Origin of the sequence: Peptacetobacter sp. AB845 (genome assembly GCF_047528295.1) — a bacterium.
Taxonomy (GTDB): Bacteria; Bacillota; Clostridia; order Peptostreptococcales; family Peptostreptococcaceae; genus Peptacetobacter.
In genome coordinates, this window is the sequence record NZ_CP180001.1 from 2,230,726 (window position 1) to 2,250,609 (window position 19,884).

General features: G+C 30.7%; 17 protein-coding genes and 1 pseudogene. All 18 read right to left on the bottom strand.

Annotation, left to right across the window (positions count from 1 at the left end; all coding sequences use genetic code 11):
• Positions 1 to 29: 29 nt before the first annotated feature.
• Positions 30 to 569: an exonuclease domain-containing protein gene (locus ACK2WO_RS10550; RefSeq protein ID WP_178411618.1), complete on the bottom strand. Its 540-nt coding sequence runs from the start codon at positions 567 to 569 to the stop codon at positions 30 to 32.
• A gap of 47 nt (positions 570 to 616) precedes the next feature.
• On the bottom strand, positions 617 to 1,456 hold the full coding sequence (locus tag ACK2WO_RS10555; RefSeq protein ID WP_178411619.1) for an ATP-binding protein: 840 nt from the start codon (positions 1,454 to 1,456) through the stop codon (positions 617 to 619).
• A gap of 252 nt (positions 1,457 to 1,708) precedes the next feature.
• Entirely contained in the window at positions 1,709 to 2,890 is a 1,182-nt protein-coding gene (locus tag ACK2WO_RS10560) for an NAD(P)-dependent malic enzyme (RefSeq protein WP_414698747.1), read from the bottom strand.
• A pseudogene (locus tag ACK2WO_RS10565) lies at positions 2,882 to 3,427 on the bottom strand (Fe-S-containing hydro-lyase); the annotation flags it as partial. The pseudogene ACK2WO_RS10565 and the gene ACK2WO_RS10560, both read right to left, overlap by 9 nt.
• A gap of 11 nt (positions 3,428 to 3,438) precedes the next feature.
• Positions 3,439 to 4,278 (bottom strand): fumarate hydratase, encoded by an 840-nt coding sequence (locus ACK2WO_RS10570; RefSeq protein ID WP_414697810.1) that lies wholly within the window; start codon positions 4,276 to 4,278, stop codon positions 3,439 to 3,441.
• Between the two features lie 66 nt (positions 4,279 to 4,344).
• A complete protein-coding gene (gene ybaK, locus ACK2WO_RS10575) occupies positions 4,345 to 4,830 on the bottom strand; it encodes a Cys-tRNA(Pro) deacylase (protein WP_178411622.1) in 486 nt (161 codons plus the stop codon).
• A 15-nt stretch (positions 4,831 to 4,845) separates the two neighbouring features.
• A complete protein-coding gene (locus ACK2WO_RS10580) occupies positions 4,846 to 6,825 on the bottom strand; it encodes a YgiQ family radical SAM protein (RefSeq protein ID WP_414697811.1) in 1,980 nt (659 codons plus the stop codon).
• Positions 6,826 to 6,836: 11 nt separating this feature from the next.
• Entirely contained in the window at positions 6,837 to 7,382 is a 546-nt protein-coding gene (locus ACK2WO_RS10585) for a PaaI family thioesterase (protein ID WP_178411624.1), read from the bottom strand.
• A gap of 21 nt (positions 7,383 to 7,403) precedes the next feature.
• On the bottom strand, positions 7,404 to 8,144 hold the full coding sequence (locus tag ACK2WO_RS10590; RefSeq protein WP_414697812.1) for a hypothetical protein: 741 nt from the start codon (positions 8,142 to 8,144) through the stop codon (positions 7,404 to 7,406).
• A 32-nt stretch (positions 8,145 to 8,176) separates the two neighbouring features.
• On the bottom strand, positions 8,177 to 8,896 hold the full coding sequence (locus tag ACK2WO_RS10595; protein ID WP_414697813.1) for a phosphatase: 720 nt from the start codon (positions 8,894 to 8,896) through the stop codon (positions 8,177 to 8,179).
• Between the two features lie 149 nt (positions 8,897 to 9,045).
• A complete protein-coding gene (locus tag ACK2WO_RS10600) occupies positions 9,046 to 10,317 on the bottom strand; it encodes a 30S ribosomal protein S1 (protein ID WP_414697814.1) in 1,272 nt (423 codons plus the stop codon).
• A 150-nt stretch (positions 10,318 to 10,467) separates the two neighbouring features.
• Positions 10,468 to 11,835 (bottom strand): MATE family efflux transporter, encoded by a 1,368-nt coding sequence (locus tag ACK2WO_RS10605; protein ID WP_414697815.1) that lies wholly within the window; start codon positions 11,833 to 11,835, stop codon positions 10,468 to 10,470.
• A gap of 129 nt (positions 11,836 to 11,964) precedes the next feature.
• Positions 11,965 to 13,047 carry a DNA polymerase IV gene (gene dinB, locus ACK2WO_RS10610; RefSeq protein ID WP_414697816.1) on the bottom strand — a complete coding sequence of 361 codons (1,083 nt, stop codon included), beginning with the start codon at positions 13,045 to 13,047 and terminating at the stop codon, positions 11,965 to 11,967.
• Between the two features lie 162 nt (positions 13,048 to 13,209).
• The gene (locus tag ACK2WO_RS10615) at positions 13,210 to 14,718 is read right to left on the bottom strand and encodes a DUF1846 domain-containing protein (RefSeq protein ID WP_006439058.1); all 1,509 of its coding nucleotides are present in this window, start codon (positions 14,716 to 14,718) and stop codon (positions 13,210 to 13,212) included.
• A 341-nt stretch (positions 14,719 to 15,059) separates the two neighbouring features.
• A complete protein-coding gene (locus tag ACK2WO_RS10620; protein ID WP_414697817.1) occupies positions 15,060 to 16,565 on the bottom strand; it encodes a 4Fe-4S dicluster domain-containing protein in 1,506 nt (501 codons plus the stop codon).
• 154 nt (positions 16,566 to 16,719) lie between these two features.
• Positions 16,720 to 18,054: an MATE family efflux transporter gene (locus ACK2WO_RS10625; protein WP_414697818.1), complete on the bottom strand. Its 1,335-nt coding sequence runs from the start codon at positions 18,052 to 18,054 to the stop codon at positions 16,720 to 16,722.
• Positions 18,055 to 18,236: 182 nt separating this feature from the next.
• Positions 18,237 to 19,238 carry an SPFH domain-containing protein gene (locus tag ACK2WO_RS10630; protein WP_414697819.1) on the bottom strand — a complete coding sequence of 334 codons (1,002 nt, stop codon included), beginning with the start codon at positions 19,236 to 19,238 and terminating at the stop codon, positions 18,237 to 18,239.
• Positions 19,239 to 19,295: 57 nt separating this feature from the next.
• Positions 19,296 to 19,730, bottom strand: a complete 435-nt coding sequence (locus ACK2WO_RS10635) for an NfeD family protein (RefSeq protein ID WP_414697820.1) — start codon at positions 19,728 to 19,730, stop codon at positions 19,296 to 19,298.
• Between the last annotated feature and the right edge of the window lie 154 nt (positions 19,731 to 19,884).

The following is a 19,884-nucleotide window of genomic DNA, read 5'->3' on the forward strand; positions in this document are numbered from 1 at the left end:
ATATATCAACCCCAAAATTACTACTATAACTATTTATCAACCTTATCTCTTATTTTTAGGAAAAGCTCAGCTGTTGCCTGTGTATCACTGCTCGCTCTATGTGCATTTTTATTTTCAATTCCATAGTATTCACAGGCTGTTGCTAGCTTTTTATTTTTCCCTTTATAAGAACTAACTTTCTTTAATAACTCTAGAGTGCATATATAATCTTTAATTTCTTCAAGGCCTAATTTATTTAAATAATAATTTAAAAACTTAATATCAAATTTTGCATTATGTGCAATAATTGTATTATTACCTATAAACTTTCTAAATCTAGGTAAAACTTCTTCTATTGAGTCCTCATTAGCAACCATTTCATTAGAAATACCTGTAAGCTCTGTTATAAATGCTGGTATCTCTTCTTTTGGCTTAACAAATCTGCTATAACTTCTAACTATTTTACCATTTCTTATTTCTGTAATACCTATTTCTATAATCTCATTTCCTTCAAATGGATTAAGACCTGTCGTTTCAAGGTCTACCACTATAAACACTTCATCATTATTGAAAATACTCATTTGTTCCATAATATCACCTCGCTACTAATCCCAATATATAAAATATAACTAATTTATTAAATCTCATCAAATTCTTCCATAAAACTATGTTTTACTCCATCTTTTTCCCATCCTAAAACAGAATCAATATTTACATTTTGAGCTGCTTTAAAAATAGATTTTTCAACATTATCAAAGTTCTCTGAAAGACTTGCTATAAGCTCTTTTATCTCATATCTCTTATTTCCTGCTTTTTTAGATGTTACAGTACATGCACAATCTAATGGCTCTATTCCAGTATATCTTACAAATCTCTTTATATACTCCTCTCTAATATAATAAAGAGGTCTAATAATCTGCATTTCTCCACTTTTTGACGATTTTATCTTTGGAAGCATAGTTTTAAAGTTTCCAGAGCATAAAATATTCATCATAGTTGTTTCAATTACATCATCATAGTGATGTCCTAAAGCTAATTTATTACATCCAAGTTCTTCTGCCTTATTATATAAAGCTCCTCTTCTCATCCTAGCGCACATATAACAAGGATTATCTCTAGCTATTTCATCGGTTATTCTAAAAATTCCAGATTCAAAAATTTTAACAGGAATATTTAAATACTCACAAAGCTCCTCAAGTTTAACTCTTATATCATCCCTATATCCAGGGTCCATTGCTAAAAACACAAGCTCAAAATTTATATTTGAATATTTTTTAAGTTCTTGAAACATTTTTGCCATAAGCAAGCTATCTTTTCCACCAGATATTGCAACAGCAATCCTATCTCCATCACTTATTAATTTGTAATCATTTATAGCCTTTAAAAATTTAGACCATATATGTTTTTTATATCTTTTTACAATGCATCTTTCTATTTCTTCAAGTGGTCTGACCTGTGTGTTGTCAGTTGCCGTCATACTTTTTATCCTCTACTTTCTATGTAAATCTTAATTTTCTATAAAAATCTTCATTATAATATAATACCACAAAATAAATCATTTCGTTATCACTTCTACCAAATTTCATAATCCATGAGAAAATTGTAATATTTTCTTTAGAAATTCTTTTATATTATTACAATTTTTTAATAAAAAATGCCAACCGTTTGATAAACTTATCATACGATTGACATCTTTAAACTCTATATATTTTTTAATTCGATTATTAATTTATTTTTTTACTACTCCAGATTCGATAGCAGCTTTTTTCACCGCCTCAGCTACATTTTTAGCTACGTCCTTATCAAATGCCATTGGTAGTATATTTTCTGTATTTAATTCATTTTCAGAAACAGAATTTGCTATTGCATAGGCGGCTGCAACCTTCATTTCTTCATTTATATCAGTTGCTCTTACATCTAATGCACCTCTAAATATTCCTGGGAATGCTAATACATTGTTTATCTGGTTAGGGAAATCTGATCTTCCTGTTCCAACTATAAATGCTCCACCTTCTTTAGCTTCATCAGGCATTATTTCTGGTGTAGGATTTGCCATTGCCATTATAACAGGTTTATCTCCCATAGTCTGTACCATTTCTTTAGTAAGCATGCCTGGTCTTGAAACACCTATAAAAACATCTTTACCTTTTATAACATCTTTTAACAGACCTTTTTCTTTATTTTTATTTGTAACTTTTGCCATTTCAAGCTGAGCTTCATTTATACCTTCATACTCTTCTGTTATCGCTCCAAATCTATCGCAAAGTATTACATTTTTTACATTCATATTTAAAAGCATTTTTGCTATTGCTATTCCCGCAGAACCAGCTCCATTTATAACAACTTCTAAATCTTCTATATTTTTTTCTTCTATTAATTTAGTTGCATTTATAATAGCTGCAGATACAACTATTGCTGTACCATGCTGGTCATCGTGGAATACTGGTATATCTAGCTCTTCTTTTAATCTTCTTTCTATCTCAAAGCATCTTGGAGCTGATATATCTTCTAAATTTATTCCTCCAAATACAGGTGCTATATTTTTAACTGTTCTAACTATATCATCTACATCATTAGTATCTAAGCATATTGGAAACGCCTCAACTCCAGCAAATTCCTTAAATAATATAGCTTTTCCTTCCATTACAGGTATTCCTGCAGAAGCCCCTATATCTCCAAGTCCTAAAACTGCACTACCATCGCTTACTATCGCAACCATATTTCCTTTTAATGTATATTTATAAACATCATCTGGATTTTCATGTATTTTAACACAAGGTGCAGCTACACCTGGAGTATACGCTATAGATAAATCATCTCTATCCTTAACAGCTATCTTACTAGACATCTGAACTTTTCCCCTGTTTTTTTCATGTAATTCTAATGATAATGCTGAAAAATCTTTTTTCATAAATTTCTTTCTTCCTTCCTCGTAGATATTATTTCCTTCAGAATCTATTGCAACAGTTAGCTTTAAGTTCTCTACTTTAAGTTTTCTAACTGCTTCTGCACCTAAATCATCGTATGCTATCACTTCACATTCCTTTATAGAATTAGATATATATGCACCTGCACCTCCAATAGCAGCTAAGTAAACTGCTTTATATTTTTTCATACCTTCTACTACTTTATCAGCTCTTTTTCCCTTTCCAATCATAACTTTTAGCCCTCTTTCAAGTAGAGGTAAAGTTAAGTCGTCCATTCTATAGCTAGTAGTAGGGCCTGCAGATCCTATTACTTCTCCCGGTTTTGATGGTGTTGGTCCTACATAGTATATACCTTGACCATCTGGGTTAAATGGAAGTTCTTCTCCGTTTTCAATAGCTTTTATAAATCTTTTATGTGCTGCATCTCTTCCTGTATAAATAACTCCACTTAACTCAACCATTTCGCCTACTTTTAAATCTAAAATATCCTCAGTAGATAATGGCATTACTAATTTTTTCATCTAAATCCCCCCTATATTATAGCCTTCTTATGTCTTGATGCGTGACAATTTATATTTACTGCAACTGGAAGTCCAGCTATATGGGTAGGATATGTTTCTATATTTACCCCAAGGGAAGTAGTCGTTCCACCAAAACCTTGTGGTCCTATTCCCAAATTATTTATTTCTTCTAGAATTTCTTTTTCTAATTTCGCAATACTTTCATCTTTATTATGCTGACCTAGCTCTCTAAATAAGGCTTTTTTAGCTATTTCACAGCACTTATCCATAGTTCCACCTATCCCTACTCCAATAACAGTTGGTGGGCATGGATTTGGCCCTGCTTGAGATACTGTTTCTACAACAAATTTTTTTATACCTTCAATTCCATCAGAAGGCTTTAACATTTTTAATGCACTCATATTTTCGCTTCCAAAGCCCTTTGCTGCAAATTCTATTTCTATTTTGTCCCCTTTTACAAAGTCGTAGTGTATAACAGCAGGAGTATTATCCTTTGTATTTACTCTATCTAAAGGAGAAACTACAGATTTTCTTAAATATCCTTCTGTGTATCCTTCAGATACACCTCTATTTATAGCTTCTGTCAATGTTTCTCCCTCTACTATTACATCTTGACCTACCTTAACAAAAAATACAGCCATACCTGTATCCTGACATATAGGAATATTCTTTTGCTCTGCCTTGTCAGTATTTTCAAGTAAAATATTTAAAATATTTTTACCTGTTTCACTTTTTTCTGTTTCTATACTTTTTTTAATCCGATTTTTTACATCGTCTCCTAAAAATATAGCTGCCTCAATACACATATCCTTTACAGCTTCTGATATGACTCTTGAGTCTATTTTTCTCATATTATCCCTTCTTTCAGAAATTAACGCTGGTAAACTATAATTTCTATATTTTTTTATTTTAGATTTTTACTTTATTATGTCTATAAACTCGCATCCAACAACTTTTTCTAAATCTTTAGGAGCAAGTTCTACTTGGTACCCTATCTTTCCTGCACTTACAATCATACTTTCTAACTCTAATGCAGTATCATTTACAAATGTTTTGTACTGTTTTTTCATCCCTATTGGAGAGCATCCTCCTCTTATATATCCAGTAACTTTATTTATATCTTTTACATGAATCATTTCTATGTTTTTTTCTTTAGCTGCTTTAGCTGCTTTTTTCATATCTAAAGATTCAGCTACAGGTATAACAAATACAAAAAATTCCTTGCTATGCCCTTGGGCTACTAAAGTCTTATACACTTCTTTTTCATCTCTTCCAATACTATGAGCAACTGTAACACCATCTACATGATCTTTATCCACAGGATAAGTCAATTCTTTATGGTCTATTTTGTTAGAATCCAAAATTCTCATAGCATTAGTCTTTACTGTTTTAGCCTTTGCCATTTTTATAACCACCCTTTATCTTCTCTTTTTTCTAGCTTTTGAGTTTCTATCAGATTTTTTATTAGAGTTATCTCTTACTCTATTTGATTTATTTCTAGAATCATTTCCTCTAGAATTTCCTTTGTTGTTACTTCCTTTTCCCCTTGGAGAAGATTTTCCGCCTTTAGAATTTCCTCTTTCCTCGTAGCTCCAGTCACCTTTTCGAGGTTTTATAAGACAGTTTCTACCGTACCCTATCAAATCCTCTCTATGAGCTTTTACAAGAGCTTCATGCACTAAGTCATAATTTTTAGGATTTGAGAACTGAAGAAGAGCTCTCTGCATAGCCTTTTCATGTCTATCTTTTGGAATGTATACAGGCTTCATATCCATTGGATTAAGTCCTGTATAATACATAGCTGTAGAAAGAGTACCTGGCGTAGGATAGAAGTCCTGTACCTGTTCTGGCTGATAATGTGTATCTCTTAAAAACTCTGCCAACTCTATAGCATCGTCTAATTCACACCCTGGATGACTAGACATTAAATATGGTATTAAGTACTGTTTTAAGCCTAATTTTTCATTTATATCAAAGAATTTCTTTCTAAAACTATTGTAAGTTTTTCCAGCTGGCTTCTGCATATAATCAAGCACTCTTTCAGAAATATGCTCTGGAGCAACCTTTAACTGACCACTTACATGGTATTTTATAAGCTCATTTAAGAACTTATCATTTTTTTCTGCCATAACGAAATCGTATCTAATTCCTGATCTTACAAATACCTTTTTAACACCTTCAATACTTCTAACTTTTCTAAGTAGGTCTATATAATCACTGTGGTCTGCATTCAGATTTTTACATGGTGATGGATATAAACACTGTCTATGTTTACAAGTACCATGTTTTAGCTGTTTTTTACATGCAGGTTCTCTAAAGTCGGCAGTAGGCCCACCAACATCGTGAATATACCCTTTAAAATCTGGCATTTTAGTCATTTCTTTTGCTTCTTTTATTATAGATTCTTTACTTCTACTCTGAATCATTCTTCCCTGATGGAATGTTATCGCACAGAATGAACAGCTTCCAAAGCATCCTCTATTGCTGACTATACTAAATTTAACTTCATTTATAGCTGGTATTCCACCATCTTTTTCATATATAGGATGATAGTTTTTCTGATAAGGAAGGTCATACACCCTATCTAGTTCTTCTCTAGTAAGAGGTCTTTCCGGTACATTTTGAACTAGATACTTATCACCGTGTTTCTGAACTATTATCTTACCTCTTATTGGATCCTGCTCCTCATACTGCACTTTAAACGCTTCTGCATACTTTCTCTTATCCGCAACAGTTTCCTCATGAGAAGGTATTTCTATATAATCTCCATATATTTCATCTATTGAATCGGCTAAGTAGCAAGTTCCATTTATATGTCTTATATACTTAGGATCAAATCCATCATTTAAAGCATCTGCAACCTCTACAATTTGCTTTTCACTCATTCCATAAACTAAAAGGTCTGCTCCACTATCTACTAATATAGAGTTTCTAACTCTGTCATTCCAATAGTCGTAGTGAGAGAATCTCCTTAAACTAGCCTCTATCCCCCCTATTACAAGAGGAATATCTCCATAAATTTCTCTAATTTTATTACAATATACTATTACAGCTCTATCTGGTCTTTTCCCCATCTTTCCACCTGGAGAATATAAATCTTTATCTCTTCTTCTTTTGCTGACAGAATAGTGATTTACCATAGAGTCCATATTTCCTGAATTTACTAAAAATCCAAGTCTAGGTCTACCAAACTTCATGAAATCGTCGTTCTTCTTCCAATCTGGTTGCGATATTATACCTATTTTATATCCAGCATCTTCTAATACCCTAGATATAATAGCTGTACCGAAGCTGTGATGGTCTACATAAGCATCTCCTGTAACAAGTGCAAAATCTACTTCCTCCCAGCCTCTTTCTAGCATATCTTCTCTGCATATAGGTAAAAATTTATTTTCCACCATATCACCCCCTATTTCTTATCTTGTTTCTTTTTATCCTTAATATCCGGAATTTCTATTTCTCTAACATCATCCGGATTTTCAAACCATTCTTCTTCACAGAAGAAACTTCCATCTGTAATCTTATCAACTGCCATTTTCATGTACTTACCATGAGCTGTAGCAGCTATCTCTCCACTTTCAAGAATTATTTCCCCTGTTCCTTCAAACAATCTTCTATTTTCTTTATCTATTCTTCCTATTACATAAATTGTCTCATCTGTAGGAACTGGCTTTTTATACTTTAATTCTAGAGAAACAGTTACTCCCCATACATCTTCATTCCCTATACTAACAGCTCTACCTATTGTCTCATCTAATAAAGCTGCTGATATTCCACCATGTACTCTTCCAGGATAGCTCTGGTGCTCATCTAATGTATGACAGACACATAATAATTCTCCATTTTCTAACTCATAAAAATCAGATTTTAACCCTAAATCATTCTGATTTCCACATACTATACATTTTCTTCCTATATTCTGTTTCTTTAATACCTTATATTTCAAAAAAATCATCTCCAATTTACTTAAATATCGCTAAAATCTAATCGCATTCATTGAAAAACTCATTACAATAAATACGATTCCTATTATTCTAATCATAAATACAATTGTATACTCTATTATACCCTCGCTAAATTTCTTTTTAAGTCTAAATATTTCCTCTGGATAAACAAATAGAGTTACACCTATAAACGTCATAACTAAAGGTATAATAACTATATTTTGAGCATTCATCATATTCATTTCCCTAGAATGATACATTATAGCAGATTCTATAAATCTATATTCAAAAGGAACTTTACTATCGTATTTAAAATTATACTCAAGATCCCCACTATCTTTAGATATAGATACCGCAGATTTTAAAAGTTCATTATGCAGTCTATCATCCATTACAAACTTATTTCCATTGAATAATTTCATAACAACTGTATTTTTTGAATCATTAGTACTTATATATGTTGCAACTTGTTTCCCCTCTTTTTTTAATTCATAGTCGCTATTATATCTCCCCGTTAGATACATTTCCTCATTATCCATTTCTTCGACTACTTTTCTAGTCTCAGTTAGTTCATAAATTGTTCCATCCTCACATTTTATTTTAGATGTATTATCTTGTGTCCCCATATATCTATACATTTTACCATCTATTGAAAAAGACTCATAAGAAATATATTCTTTGCTAATAAAAAATATATTTATCATTACTGTAACAAGCATTATTATAGAAAATACTTTTTCTTTCCCTATTTTTTTCAAAACCTTCTCAAGCATTATTTCACTCCTGCATCACAAAATCTTACTATTTAAAAGTCTATCCCAAAAAATTCCACAATTTGATCTTCCCAATAATTTATAACTAATTCTTCTGGGAAATCTAATTTTTCTATAAGTTTTTCACAGTTTTCAAATTTTCCGATTGAATAACATATATGTGAATCTGAACCAAATATAACTCTTGCATTATATTTTTTACAGTACTCAAACATTTCAGCATAATTTTTATCAGCTCCACTTCTTGAGCTAGTTGGGTTTAATGATGTATTATTTACTTCTAATAGAATATTTTTTTCAGCCGCTTTTTTTACAACCGCCTCATAGTCTATTGGGTATCTATCATCATCTGGATGACCTATTATTTTTACAAAAGGATTATCCATAACATTTAAAAGAGCTCTTGTATTTTCTTCTTTAGTCCCTGGAACTATACAAGGATTGTGTAAACTTGCTATTGCATAATCTAATTTTTTTAAATCGTAATCTGATATATCTATACGTCCATTAAAATCTAATATATTTGCCTCTATACCTCTTAATATCTTTACATTTCCAACCTGTCTAGGTATTACCTTTAAGTTATGGAAGAAATATTCATGAGGTCCACCTGGCATTTTAATACCATGTTCAGATGTACCTAAAAATTTAAGGCCAACTTCATTTGCTGCATCTATGTTTTCTTTAATTGTACTATACGCATGCCCGCCAAAAACCGTGTGAGTATGCATATCTATTATTGCTTTTTTCATAAACCATTTTCCTCCTATAAAAGAAGGCTGCCTTAATCCTGTATCGGGATACAAAGCAGCCGTATTCTCTCTCCAAATGCAGAATCCTGCATATTTTAATTATTTTTAGTTTTATAAATATCTAGTTATATTTTCACTTTTATAAAAAATTATTCAACATCTAAATCTTTGAATTTATCTTTGAATAATTCTCCAAGGCTACCTAGTGAATCTTCAACTTCAAGATATTCGCTTATATCTTCTTCTGGTTCTCTTTCAGCTTCTACTTTAGAAACTTTCATTCTTCTATTTTTGTAGCTGAATTCGATTACTTTAACTTTTACTTCATCTCCTTCATTTACTACATTCTGAACTTTAAGAACTCTATCTTCACTAAGTTCGCTTATTGGTAGGTAAGCTTCTACATAATCTCTAACTTTAACAAAAGCTCCACTTTCTATTATTCTTAATACTTCAACATTTATTATATCTCCAACAGATATTTCTTCAGAAGCTATTTTCCAAGGGTCATTGTTTATATCTTTTAAAGCTAAACCGAATTTTCTATTTTCCTGGTCTATATTAAGAACATAAACTTCTACTTCCTGTCCTTCTGTTACGAAATCTTCTACATTTTCTACTCTGTCCCAAGAAAGATTATTTTTGTGCACTAATCCTTCTATACCACCAATATCAACAAATGCTCCGTATGGCATTATTTTAGTTACTTTACCTTCTTTTTTCTGTCCAACTTCAAGGGCATCAAACATAGCTTCTTTTTCAGCTTTTATTCTAGCTTTTTCAGCAGCTTTTTCTTCTCTTATTCTTGCTCTTTCTGCTTCTCTTTCAGCTTTTATTCTAGCATTCCTTTCTGCTCTTTCTTTATCTAATCTTTCCTGAAGTACTTCTCTTCTTGAAGCTACAGCTCTATTTCTTCTAGCATCAAGTTCTTTAACGTATACTTCTAAAGATTTTCCTACATAGCTTTTAGTATCCTGAACAAATTTAGTATCTAACTGAGATATTGGTATAAATAATTCCTGAGATTTATATGTAGCAAATACACCTCTATCTATTGCTTTAGTTCCAACTAATGTTAATATTGTATGATTTTCTAAAGCTTCTTTTAATTCAGCATAATCTACTTTTTTATCAGCCTGTAATTTAGATACTGTTATAGTAGTGTCTTTCTGTCTTACATTAGTTATAACACCTGTTATTTCGTCGCCTACTTTGTAAACTTCATCAGCGTATTTTCCTTTTTCTAAGTTTAATTCTGATACTGGTACTAATCCTTCAAATCCAGCACAGTCTTCTAATTCTAATTTTATTTCGTCGTTATCTATTGATGTTACTTTTCCAGTTATAGTCGCACCTATATTTATTTTTTCCATTTCCTGATCCTGAAGATCAAGCATTTCTTGCATAGTTAATTCTTCCATTTTTGAAACTCCCTTTCAAGTAAAATTTTCATATTTAATATTATACCATTTTTTTATTACATTCTGTTGATTTTTTATTATATTATTTTGTTTTCATACGTATTTTTTCTTAATAATATTTAATCACTCAATAATACTTAGATTATAGTCTTATTTTGCTTTATTTACACTTAAATTTTTCTTATAGAAATTATAGAAACATATAGCCGTAGATGCTACAGCAAGTATATCCGCTATAGGTTCTGCTAATAATACAGCAAATAATTTATTTTCCATAAACATAGGAAGTATAAATATTAAAGGTATTAAAAGTATTATTTTTCTAAGCATTGCAAGTATTAAAGATATTTTTGCTTTACCAAGTGCTAGGAATGTCTGCTGACAAGCTATCTGTATTCCAAATATAGACATACCAACAAAGTATATTCTCATAGCCCAAGTTGTAAATTCTATTAGTTGTGAATCTGAGTTAAATATTTTTACAAAGAATGCTGGGAATATTAAACAAGCAGATGTAGCAACTAATGTAAATGTTAAACAACTTATAAGACATAATTTAAAAGATTGTCTTACTCTATCAAAGTTTTTAGCACCATAATTATAAGATGTTATAGGCTGTGCACCCTGAGTTATTCCAAGTATTGGAAGTGTTATCATCTGCATTATACTACTCATAACTGTCATAGAAGTTACCGCAATATCTCCACCATACATCCGAAGTTTTGTATTTAAAGAAATTAAAACTAAACTTTCTGTAGACTGCATTATAAATGGAGATACACCTAATGCCATCATTCCACCTACTATTTTAGGATTTATTCTAATATTTTTTAATTTTATTCTTAAAATAGTTTTTTTACCTGCAAGGAATACAAGCACCCATATAGCTGATACACCTTGAGATATTATAGTTGCTAATGCTGCACCCTTTACACCCATATTAAGCCCAAATATTAATATTGGGTCTAATACTATATTAAGCACTGCACCTATTGCAACAGTTATCATACCTGTCTTTGCAAATCCCTGTGTTGTTATAAATGGATTTAATCCAAGAGCAATCATAACAAATATAGTACCTGCTAAATATATTCCTATATAGTCAACAGCATAAGATATAGTGTTATTACTTGCACCAAATAGCCATAATACAGGCTCTTTATAAACTTGGAATACTAATGTAATTATAATTGCTAAAAGAACTAATGCAGCAACTGCATTACCCATTATTTTTTCAGCACCATCATTATCTTTTTCTCCCATTTTTATAGCTGCTAGTGGGCCACCACCCATACCTATAAGAGCCGCAAATGCACTTATTAGAGTAATTATAGGGAATGAAAGTCCTACACCAGCCATTGCAACTGCTCCATTTTCCATTCTTCCTATAAACATTCTATCTACTATATTGTAGAGAACATTTACAAGCTGAGCTACTATAGCAGGTGCCGCCAATTTAACTAATAATTTACCGACGCTACCCGTCTCTAATTCATTCTGATTATTTTCGTTTGCCATTTTTTTACTTTCTCCTTTTTATATAAGTTTCTTTTTTACGATTTGTCGAATTTTTTATTTATTATATATTAAAATAATCCAATCTTTATGATACCATATTACAATTAAATATAAAAGTACGTTATTATTTTAGTCTATATAATCAAATAATGTTATCTCTTTAAAAACTTTTTCTTCATTTTCTAAATTAGACACAGTTACACCAAATAATCTTATCATTTTTTTAGCATCTTCAATATGTGTCAATAATTCACCTGTATAAAATCTTATATCTTCATAATTTTTTATATAATCTGATACACTTAGACTTCGAGTTATAGTTTTAAAATCCTCAAATTTTATTTTTAAAGTTATGGTTTTAGCTACTTTATTCTCTTTTGCCATTCTTTCTGCAACTTCTTCACACAATTCATCTAAAATTATAACTGTTTCTGCATCATCTATATTTTTATTTTCCATGAGAGTTGTCTCTGCTCCAATAGACTTTCTTATCCTAGTAGGATTTACCGGTCTATTATCTATTCCTCTTGAATAGTTATACAATTCCAATCCTCTATTTTTAAACATTTTTTCTAACTTATCAAGACTTGTATTTCTTAAATCATATCCTGTTTTTATTCCATTGTTTCTAAGTATTTTCTCTGTAACTTTTCCAACTCCAAAGAATTTTTTTACAGGAAGTCTATCCAAAAATTCTTGCACATTATCTTCTGTTATTACAGTCAATCCATTTGGTTTTTGATAGTCTGATGCCAATTTCGCAACAAATTTATTATATGATACACCCGCTGAAGCAGTAAGTCCCGTCTCCCTTTTTATATCTTCTTTTATTAATTTTGCTATTATTGTAGCACTTTTTATTTTTTTCTTATTTTCAGTTACATCCAAAAATGCCTCATCTAAAGAAAGTGGCTCTACTAAATCTGTATATCTATGAAATATATTTCGTATTTGATTCGATACTTCTTTATATACATAAAATCTAGGTCTTACAAATACTGCATAAGGACATCTTATATATGCTTCTTTACAAGACATCGCAGAGTGTATACCATATTTTCTAGCCTCGTACGAACAAGTTGATACTACACCTCTACCATTTGGAGAGCCTCCTACAACAAGTGGTTTTCCCCTTAAAGAAGGATTATCACGTTGTTCTATAGACGCATAAAAAGCATCCATATCTATATGAATAATTTTTCTTTTTTTCATTATTATCACCTTTTAAATTAGTCTTCTAATAAAATATAATACTAAATTTAAAACTATGATACAAGCAAATACAAAACAAACGTTCTATTTTTGATAAATATTTACATAAAAAAACTGCTACAAAAATTCGTAGCAGTTTGATATTTTTATTTAAGTTTTTAATTATATATAATATAGATTCTGTGATGCGAATTCTGGATCGCAAGTTACATCTATACCGATTTTTTTAAGTGTCTGTTCATCATCTTTAGTCATCATTACTGTTGAGTGAGCCTGACATCCTTTTAATTCAGATATTTTTCCAAGAGCATAAGCTGCACTAGGATTAGTTACCGCACATATACTTAATGCTTCTAATACTTCCTGACAACTTAAAGAATTATTTTTGCTAGATAATATCTGAGATTTTAACTCTACTATTGGGTCAAGTATTGTTCTTGATATTAAGTGCATTTCATCAGGTATATTTCCTAAATATTTTATAGCATTTAATATTAATGCAGCAGATGCATTCATTAAATCAGAACCACGTCCTGTAAGTATTGTTCCATCTTCTAACTCTATAGCCATTACCGGACACATATCGTTTTTATCTTCGCATTTTTCTTTTAATACACTACTGTATTCTCTAGCTGGATTTACAACCTTTCTATCTTCAGGTTTTAAATCTAGTTCTTCCATTATAAATTTCATTCTCTGTAATGCAGCTTTATCAACCTGTCCTTTTTTGTAGTCACAAGCTGTATTGAAGTATCTTCTTATTATTTCCTGTATAGATGCTTCTTTAACTACATCATCGTCTACTATTCCAAATCCAACTCTATTTACGCCCATATCAGTTGGAGACTGGAACATAGATTCTTTTCCAGTTATTTTTTCTATTATCTTTTTAAGAACTGGGAATAATTCTAAATCTCTATTGTAGTTTACTGCCATTTCACCGTATTTTTCAAGGTGGAATGAGTCTATCATATTAACATCCTTTAAATCAACAGTAGCTGCTTCATAAGCTATATTTAGAGGGTGTTTTAGTGGTACATTCCAAACAGGGAATGTTTCAAATTTTGAATATCCAACTTCATTTCCTCTTTTATTTTCATGATATAACTGACTTAAACAAGTTCCTAATTTACCACTGTTTGGTCCTGGAGCAGTCATAACTACTATAGGTTTTGTAGTTTCTATATATGGGTTAGCTCCAAATCCTTCTTCACTTACTATTGTGTCTACATCAGAAGGGTATCCCTTTGTAGGTGCATGTTTATATACTTTTATTCCTCTTTTTTCTAACTTATTTATAAATACTGTAGTAGCAGGCTGTCCTTCATATCTAGTTATTACTACACTGTTTACATCTAGGTCGTAAGATCTTAAATCATCTATTAATCTAAGAACCTCCATATCGTAAGTTGTACCGAAATCTCCTCTTACTTTATTTCTTTCTATGTCTCCTGCGTATACACATATAACTACTTCTACTGAATCTTTCATATAGCTTAAAACTTTTATTTTAGCATTTTCGTCAAATCCTGGAAGAACTCTCTTAGCATGTAAATCTGCTATTAATTTTCCTCCAAATTCAAGATATAATTTATCAAAATTATTTACTCTTTCTAATATATATTTAGATTGTTCCTTTAAGTATTTCTCATGATCAAATCCAATTTTCATATAAAGCACCTCTCATTCTTTCACCAAATATTTTGTTCGTACATTTTCCATTCAAGTTTATATTATACAATTTAAAAATTTACATTTCAACATACATTTATTATTTCCCTGAGCTTTCATTAAATATATCTACATATATTATAGTTATTAAATTTTGAGATTGTTTTCTCACTTAAAATTTTATACCCTATTTAATCATTTTTTTAATAATTAAATTTGATTTTTTTGTGAATCATGTTAAAAAATTATTTCCCAGAAAATATTTTTATTAAAAATAAAAAAAGATGCGAAATTAATCACATCTCCTTTTATAAATTAATCTTTTTAATTTTATATTTTATTTATAAATTTCTTTCTAAGTCTATCTCTTCATATTCTGTTAATGCTTCATTAGATAGTACAGTTTTTATACTAGACTGTGCATTCTTTTTATCAAATGCTGGTTTTGCTTTTGGAAGAGATATAAATTTACCTGCACCATTTATACATCCACCTTCACACATCATACCTTCTATGAAGTTTCCTCCAGCTTTATTGACTTTAGAAAGTGTTAATACCTTCTTAGCTTCTTTTCCTCCAGATACTTTAACTGGTCTAAAATCTACATCCACACCTTTATCTGCTATGTAATTTTCTATAGCTTTTGTTAGACCACCTGCTGCACCAAATCCTCTACCGAATATAGATGCACTATCTGTATCTTCATTCTGACATTTTGCTAATTCTATACCAAAACCTTCAAATAAAGCCATTAATTCTTCAAATGTAAGTACATAATCAATTGCTCCAGCCACATCTTTTCTAAAAGCTTCTTTTTTCTTAGCTGTACATGGTCCTATAAATACTACTACTGAATCTGGATCCATATTTTTTATGTATCTTCCTGTAGCAATCATCGGTGATACAGTATGAGATATTTTATCATCCATATCTGGGAACATTATATCTATATATGATACAAATCCTGGACAACATGAGTTTGTCATTATATTCGCGCCATCTTCCATTCTTTCAACAAATTCATTTGCTTCATGAACTGTAACGGCATCTGCTCCACAAGCTGCTTCGTACATATCTTTAAACCCTAATGATTTTATTGCATTTTTAATCTGACCATAAGTTATTATAGCAGGAACCTGACCTGTTATAGCAGGAGCAACAACTGCATATATATTTTTTTCTTTCTTTTCTAATAATCTAGCAACTGGTGCTATAAGACTTCTATCTGATATAGCTCCAAATGGACATGCAGACATACACGCACCACAGTTTACACATTTTTCCTCGTGTATTGTTGCCTTTGATGTTTCTTTATTTATATCAAGAGCTCCTGTAGGACATACTGACTTACAAGGTCTAACCATTTCTGATATAGCATCATACTGACATGCCTTTTTACAAGCACCACAAGATTTACATTTATCCTGGTCTATATAAGCTCTACCATTTATATATGATATAGCTCCAAATTTACAAGCTTCTTTACATCTATGAGCTAAACAACCTCTACATAAATCAGTTACTGTAAAGTCATTTATAGGGCAGCTATCACAAGCTGCTTCTAGTACATATATTATCTGTTCTCCACCTTTTATGTTTATTTTTTCTGTATCTACTTTTTTATTTTCGCCATTTGGATCTAGGTCTAGCGCGATTCTAGCTCTTTCAGCTACAACTTCTCTTTCCTTGTATACACAACATCTATATCTAGCTTTATCGCCTTTTATTATTTTATTCGGAATTTTATCTAGTTCCTTTTTTGTTATGTTGTTCTCTCTTGCTAGTTTTACTACTTCTACTAATACTTCATGTTTAAGCTTTTTTAATTGAGTTTCAAATTGAAGCACTAATATCCACCCCTTTTTTTACTTTATTTTCACAACTTAGAATTTTATTATATCACAATAGATATATAATTGTCATTTTTTTATCAAATTTCGGATATTTTTAACATTTATTTTAATATTTCAAAACTAGCCTTTTCTTAATTTTTTATAAACTTTATATAGTTTTCATACCGGTATATCTATCTTTATTTTTTATAGCTAAGTCAGTTTTATATGATATATTTACTGTAAATCCAATAAATAGCATTACTATACCTTCTGCAACTAACTGACTGGCCCAGATTCCATTCACCCCAAATTTACTAGCAAATACAAATAAAACTATCGGTAATATAACAACTGATCTTAAAAGTCCCATTATATTTGAGTATATTGTTTTCTCTATCGCTTGATAATAAATTGTCCTAGTTAAGTTAACTCCCAAGAATATATATGCTGCATTTGTTAGATTAAGTCCTACTACAGCCATATCTATTACTTCAGGAGAACTAGAGAATATTCCTGCTATAAATCTACCACAACCTGCATAAGCCAATGTTATAACCGCAGATACAAATATACACATTTTTATAGTCATATTATAGAAAGTAAGCATATTTTCTTTGTTTTCTGTACCAAAGTTATAGCTTATTAAAGGCTGAGCTCCCATTGTTATTCCTAAAACTATATTGTATATATTTGATGTAGCATAATTTATTATTGCATATGCTGCTATTCCACTTTCCCCAACAGTATTTGAAAGTGCAATATTGTGGAAGAATATTATCACAGAAAATGCTGCTTCTGCTAAGAAAGATGGGAATCCTATTTTCATAGCTTCCACAAAAGCTGATATACCTATATTTGTCTTACCAAAAGATAACTGACCTCTTTTAAATATAAAGTGAGGCAACATCATCATAATAGCAATACTATTTCCTATACCTGTTGCAACAGCTGCACTCTTAACTCCTTGCTGTAATACAAATATAAATATATAATTTAATATAATATTTATCACTGTAGCTGCCATACTTGCAAACATAGCCAGTTTTGGAGCATTATCATTTCTTAAAAAGCTCCCAAATACAACCATAAGTACACTAGATATACAGAATATAGAATAGTATCTTAAATACTCAGCAGCTATAGGAACTAATCTCCCCTTTGCTCCAAGTAATATAACTATTGTTTCTGAAAATCCAACACATACTATACTTATAATTAAGCTCATTACAATTAATGATTTTATAACCTGTCTAAAAATATTAACAGCTTTCTCAGAATTACCTTCTCCAAAATTCTTAGATACTAGAGATCCTCCCCCAACAGCTGCCATATTAGATATACCTATAAAAATCATTATAACTGGTATAACTATATTTACTCCTGCTATAGCATCATCCCCTACACCTATTCCTAAAAACATACCATCAAGAACCGTATTAAAAGATGCTACAAACATAGCTAATGCAGACGGAACTGTAAGCGATAAAAATTTTTTCTTCATTTCTCTCCTCCATAATATAAACCTTTTTATAACATGCACATATCCCTCCAACTTATTCCAAAAACAATCTATGCATCTTCTTTACAAAAGAAAAAGAATACCCGAAACGGATATTCTTTTCCTCGCCTTGTATTATATACCATTTTTATTTTTTAATCTACAATAAAATCAAAAATCTCATACTATTTTTCTTTTGCATCTTCCATTACTTCTTTTATACCTTTAAAAGTACCTAATAGATTAACCGCATCTGATGGAAGTACAAGTTTAGCTGATTCACTCTGACCTAATTTTTCTAAAGCTTCCATAGATTTTAATGCAAGCATATTATCGTCTATTTCTGCTTCTTTCATTGCTTTAAATACTAAAGCTAAACCTTCTGCTGTAGCTTCCTGACTTCTTCTTATCATTTCTGCTTCTCCAGTTGCTCTAGCTATTGCAGTTTCTCTTATTGCTTCTGCTTCCCCTTCTGCTACTAAGATTGCAGACTGTTTCTTACCTTCTGCTTCTCTTATCATAGCTTCTTTCTTAGCTTCTGCTCTAAGTATAGCTGACTGTTTTTCTCCTTCTGCCTGAAGTATAGATGCTGATTTATTACCTTCTGCCTGAAGAATTGCTTCTCTTCTTTCACGTTCGGCTCTCATCTGTTTTTCCATTGCAACCTGAATATCGTGAGGAGGCATTATATTTTTAAGTTCAACTCTGTTTACTTTGATACCCCATTTATCTGTAGCTTCATCAAGTATAGTTCTCATCTTTGCATTGATTATATCTCTTGAAGTAAGTGTTTCATCAAGGTCTAATTCCCCAATTATATTTCTTAAAGTCGTAGCTGTTAAGTTTTCTATAGCTGATATAGGATTAGCTATTTCAAATACATACTTAACAGGATCTGTTACCTTATAGTACACTACTGTATCTATCTGCATAGTAACATTGTCTTTTGTGATAACCGGCTGTGGTGGGAAATCTACAACTAATTCTCTAAGGTCTATAATGTACGCCATTTTATCTATAAATGGTACTAAGAAATGCACGCCTGTTTTAGCTTCTTTATGGAACTTACCTAGTCTCATAACTATACCCATTCTAGATTGTTTAATTACTTTAACACAAGATAAAGCTATAAACACAACAAATAAAATTAACACTAAATTTATTATCGTTTTTACTACTCCTGCCATAATGATACCTCCATTCAAATCTATTCCTTATATATATTTTATTTTTATTAGTTGAATTTATTTGGTTACAACTAATTTAACCCCATCTATTCTTACTACTTTAACTTTTTCTCCTTTTTTATATGTTTCATCCTTTTCAGATACAGCAGTCCATTTTTCTCCTTCTAAATTGACTATTCCATAGACTACATTTGAAACATCCTTTTCTACAATGGCATATTTTCCAATTAATGCATCTATATTTGTATTAGATACATAGCTTTCATCTTTTTTTACTATAACCTTTGTAGCTATGAAAAGCATTATACTTGAACTGACACCAAATATTAGTACTTGCATAGGGATACTTTCAACATAGGTTGTTAAAAACATTGTAGCTAAGGCTCCAAAGCTAAACCAAATTAAAGTAAGACCAGCTGTAAACATTTCGCCTATTCCGAATATAACAGCTACTGCCAACCAAACTAATTTTATATTTATTCCTAAAAGCATATACACTCCCTCCTTTCAAGTATTCTACTTTTTAAATTTATTTTCTCTTTTTCTTTTTTTTATTATATTACATATTTTCTTTTCAATGATTACAAAAAAGTATCAAATTTTTCTAACTTTAACCAATTTTTTAAATTTTGTAATTTTATATTCA

Coding starts and splice junctions, on each gene's coding strand:
- ACK2WO_RS10550 (WP_178411618.1), bottom strand. CDS start 569: ATGGAACAAATGAGTATTTTCAATAATGATGAAGTGTTTATAGTGGTA.
- ACK2WO_RS10555 (WP_178411619.1), bottom strand. CDS start 1,456: ATGACGGCAACTGACAACACACAGGTCAGACCACTTGAAGAAATAGAA.
- ACK2WO_RS10560 (WP_414698747.1), bottom strand. CDS start 2,890: ATGAAAAAAGATTTTTCAGCATTATCATTAGAATTACATGAAAAAAAC.
- ACK2WO_RS10570 (WP_414697810.1), bottom strand. CDS start 4,278: ATGAGAAAAATAGACTCAAGAGTCATATCAGAAGCTGTAAAGGATATG.
- ybaK (WP_178411622.1), bottom strand. CDS start 4,830: ATGGCAAAGGCTAAAACAGTAAAGACTAATGCTATGAGAATTTTGGAT.
- ACK2WO_RS10585 (WP_178411624.1), bottom strand. CDS start 7,382: ATGATTTTTTTGAAATATAAGGTATTAAAGAAACAGAATATAGGAAGA.
- ACK2WO_RS10590 (WP_414697812.1), bottom strand. CDS start 8,144: ATGCTTGAGAAGGTTTTGAAAAAAATAGGGAAAGAAAAAGTATTTTCT.
- ACK2WO_RS10595 (WP_414697813.1), bottom strand. CDS start 8,896: ATGAAAAAAGCAATAATAGATATGCATACTCACACGGTTTTTGGCGGG.
- ACK2WO_RS10600 (WP_414697814.1), bottom strand. CDS start 10,317: ATGGAAGAATTAACTATGCAAGAAATGCTTGATCTTCAGGATCAGGAA.
- ACK2WO_RS10605 (WP_414697815.1), bottom strand. CDS start 11,835: ATGGCAAACGAAAATAATCAGAATGAATTAGAGACGGGTAGCGTCGGT.
- dinB (WP_414697816.1), bottom strand. CDS start 13,047: ATGAAAAAAAGAAAAATTATTCATATAGATATGGATGCTTTTTATGCG.
- ACK2WO_RS10615 (WP_006439058.1), bottom strand. CDS start 14,718: ATGAAAATTGGATTTGATCATGAGAAATACTTAAAGGAACAATCTAAA.
- ACK2WO_RS10625 (WP_414697818.1), bottom strand. CDS start 18,054: ATGAAGAAAAAATTTTTATCGCTTACAGTTCCGTCTGCATTAGCTATG.
- ACK2WO_RS10630 (WP_414697819.1), bottom strand. CDS start 19,238: ATGGCAGGAGTAGTAAAAACGATAATAAATTTAGTGTTAATTTTATTT.
- ACK2WO_RS10635 (WP_414697820.1), bottom strand. CDS start 19,730: ATGCTTTTAGGAATAAATATAAAATTAGTTTGGTTGGCAGTAGCTGTT.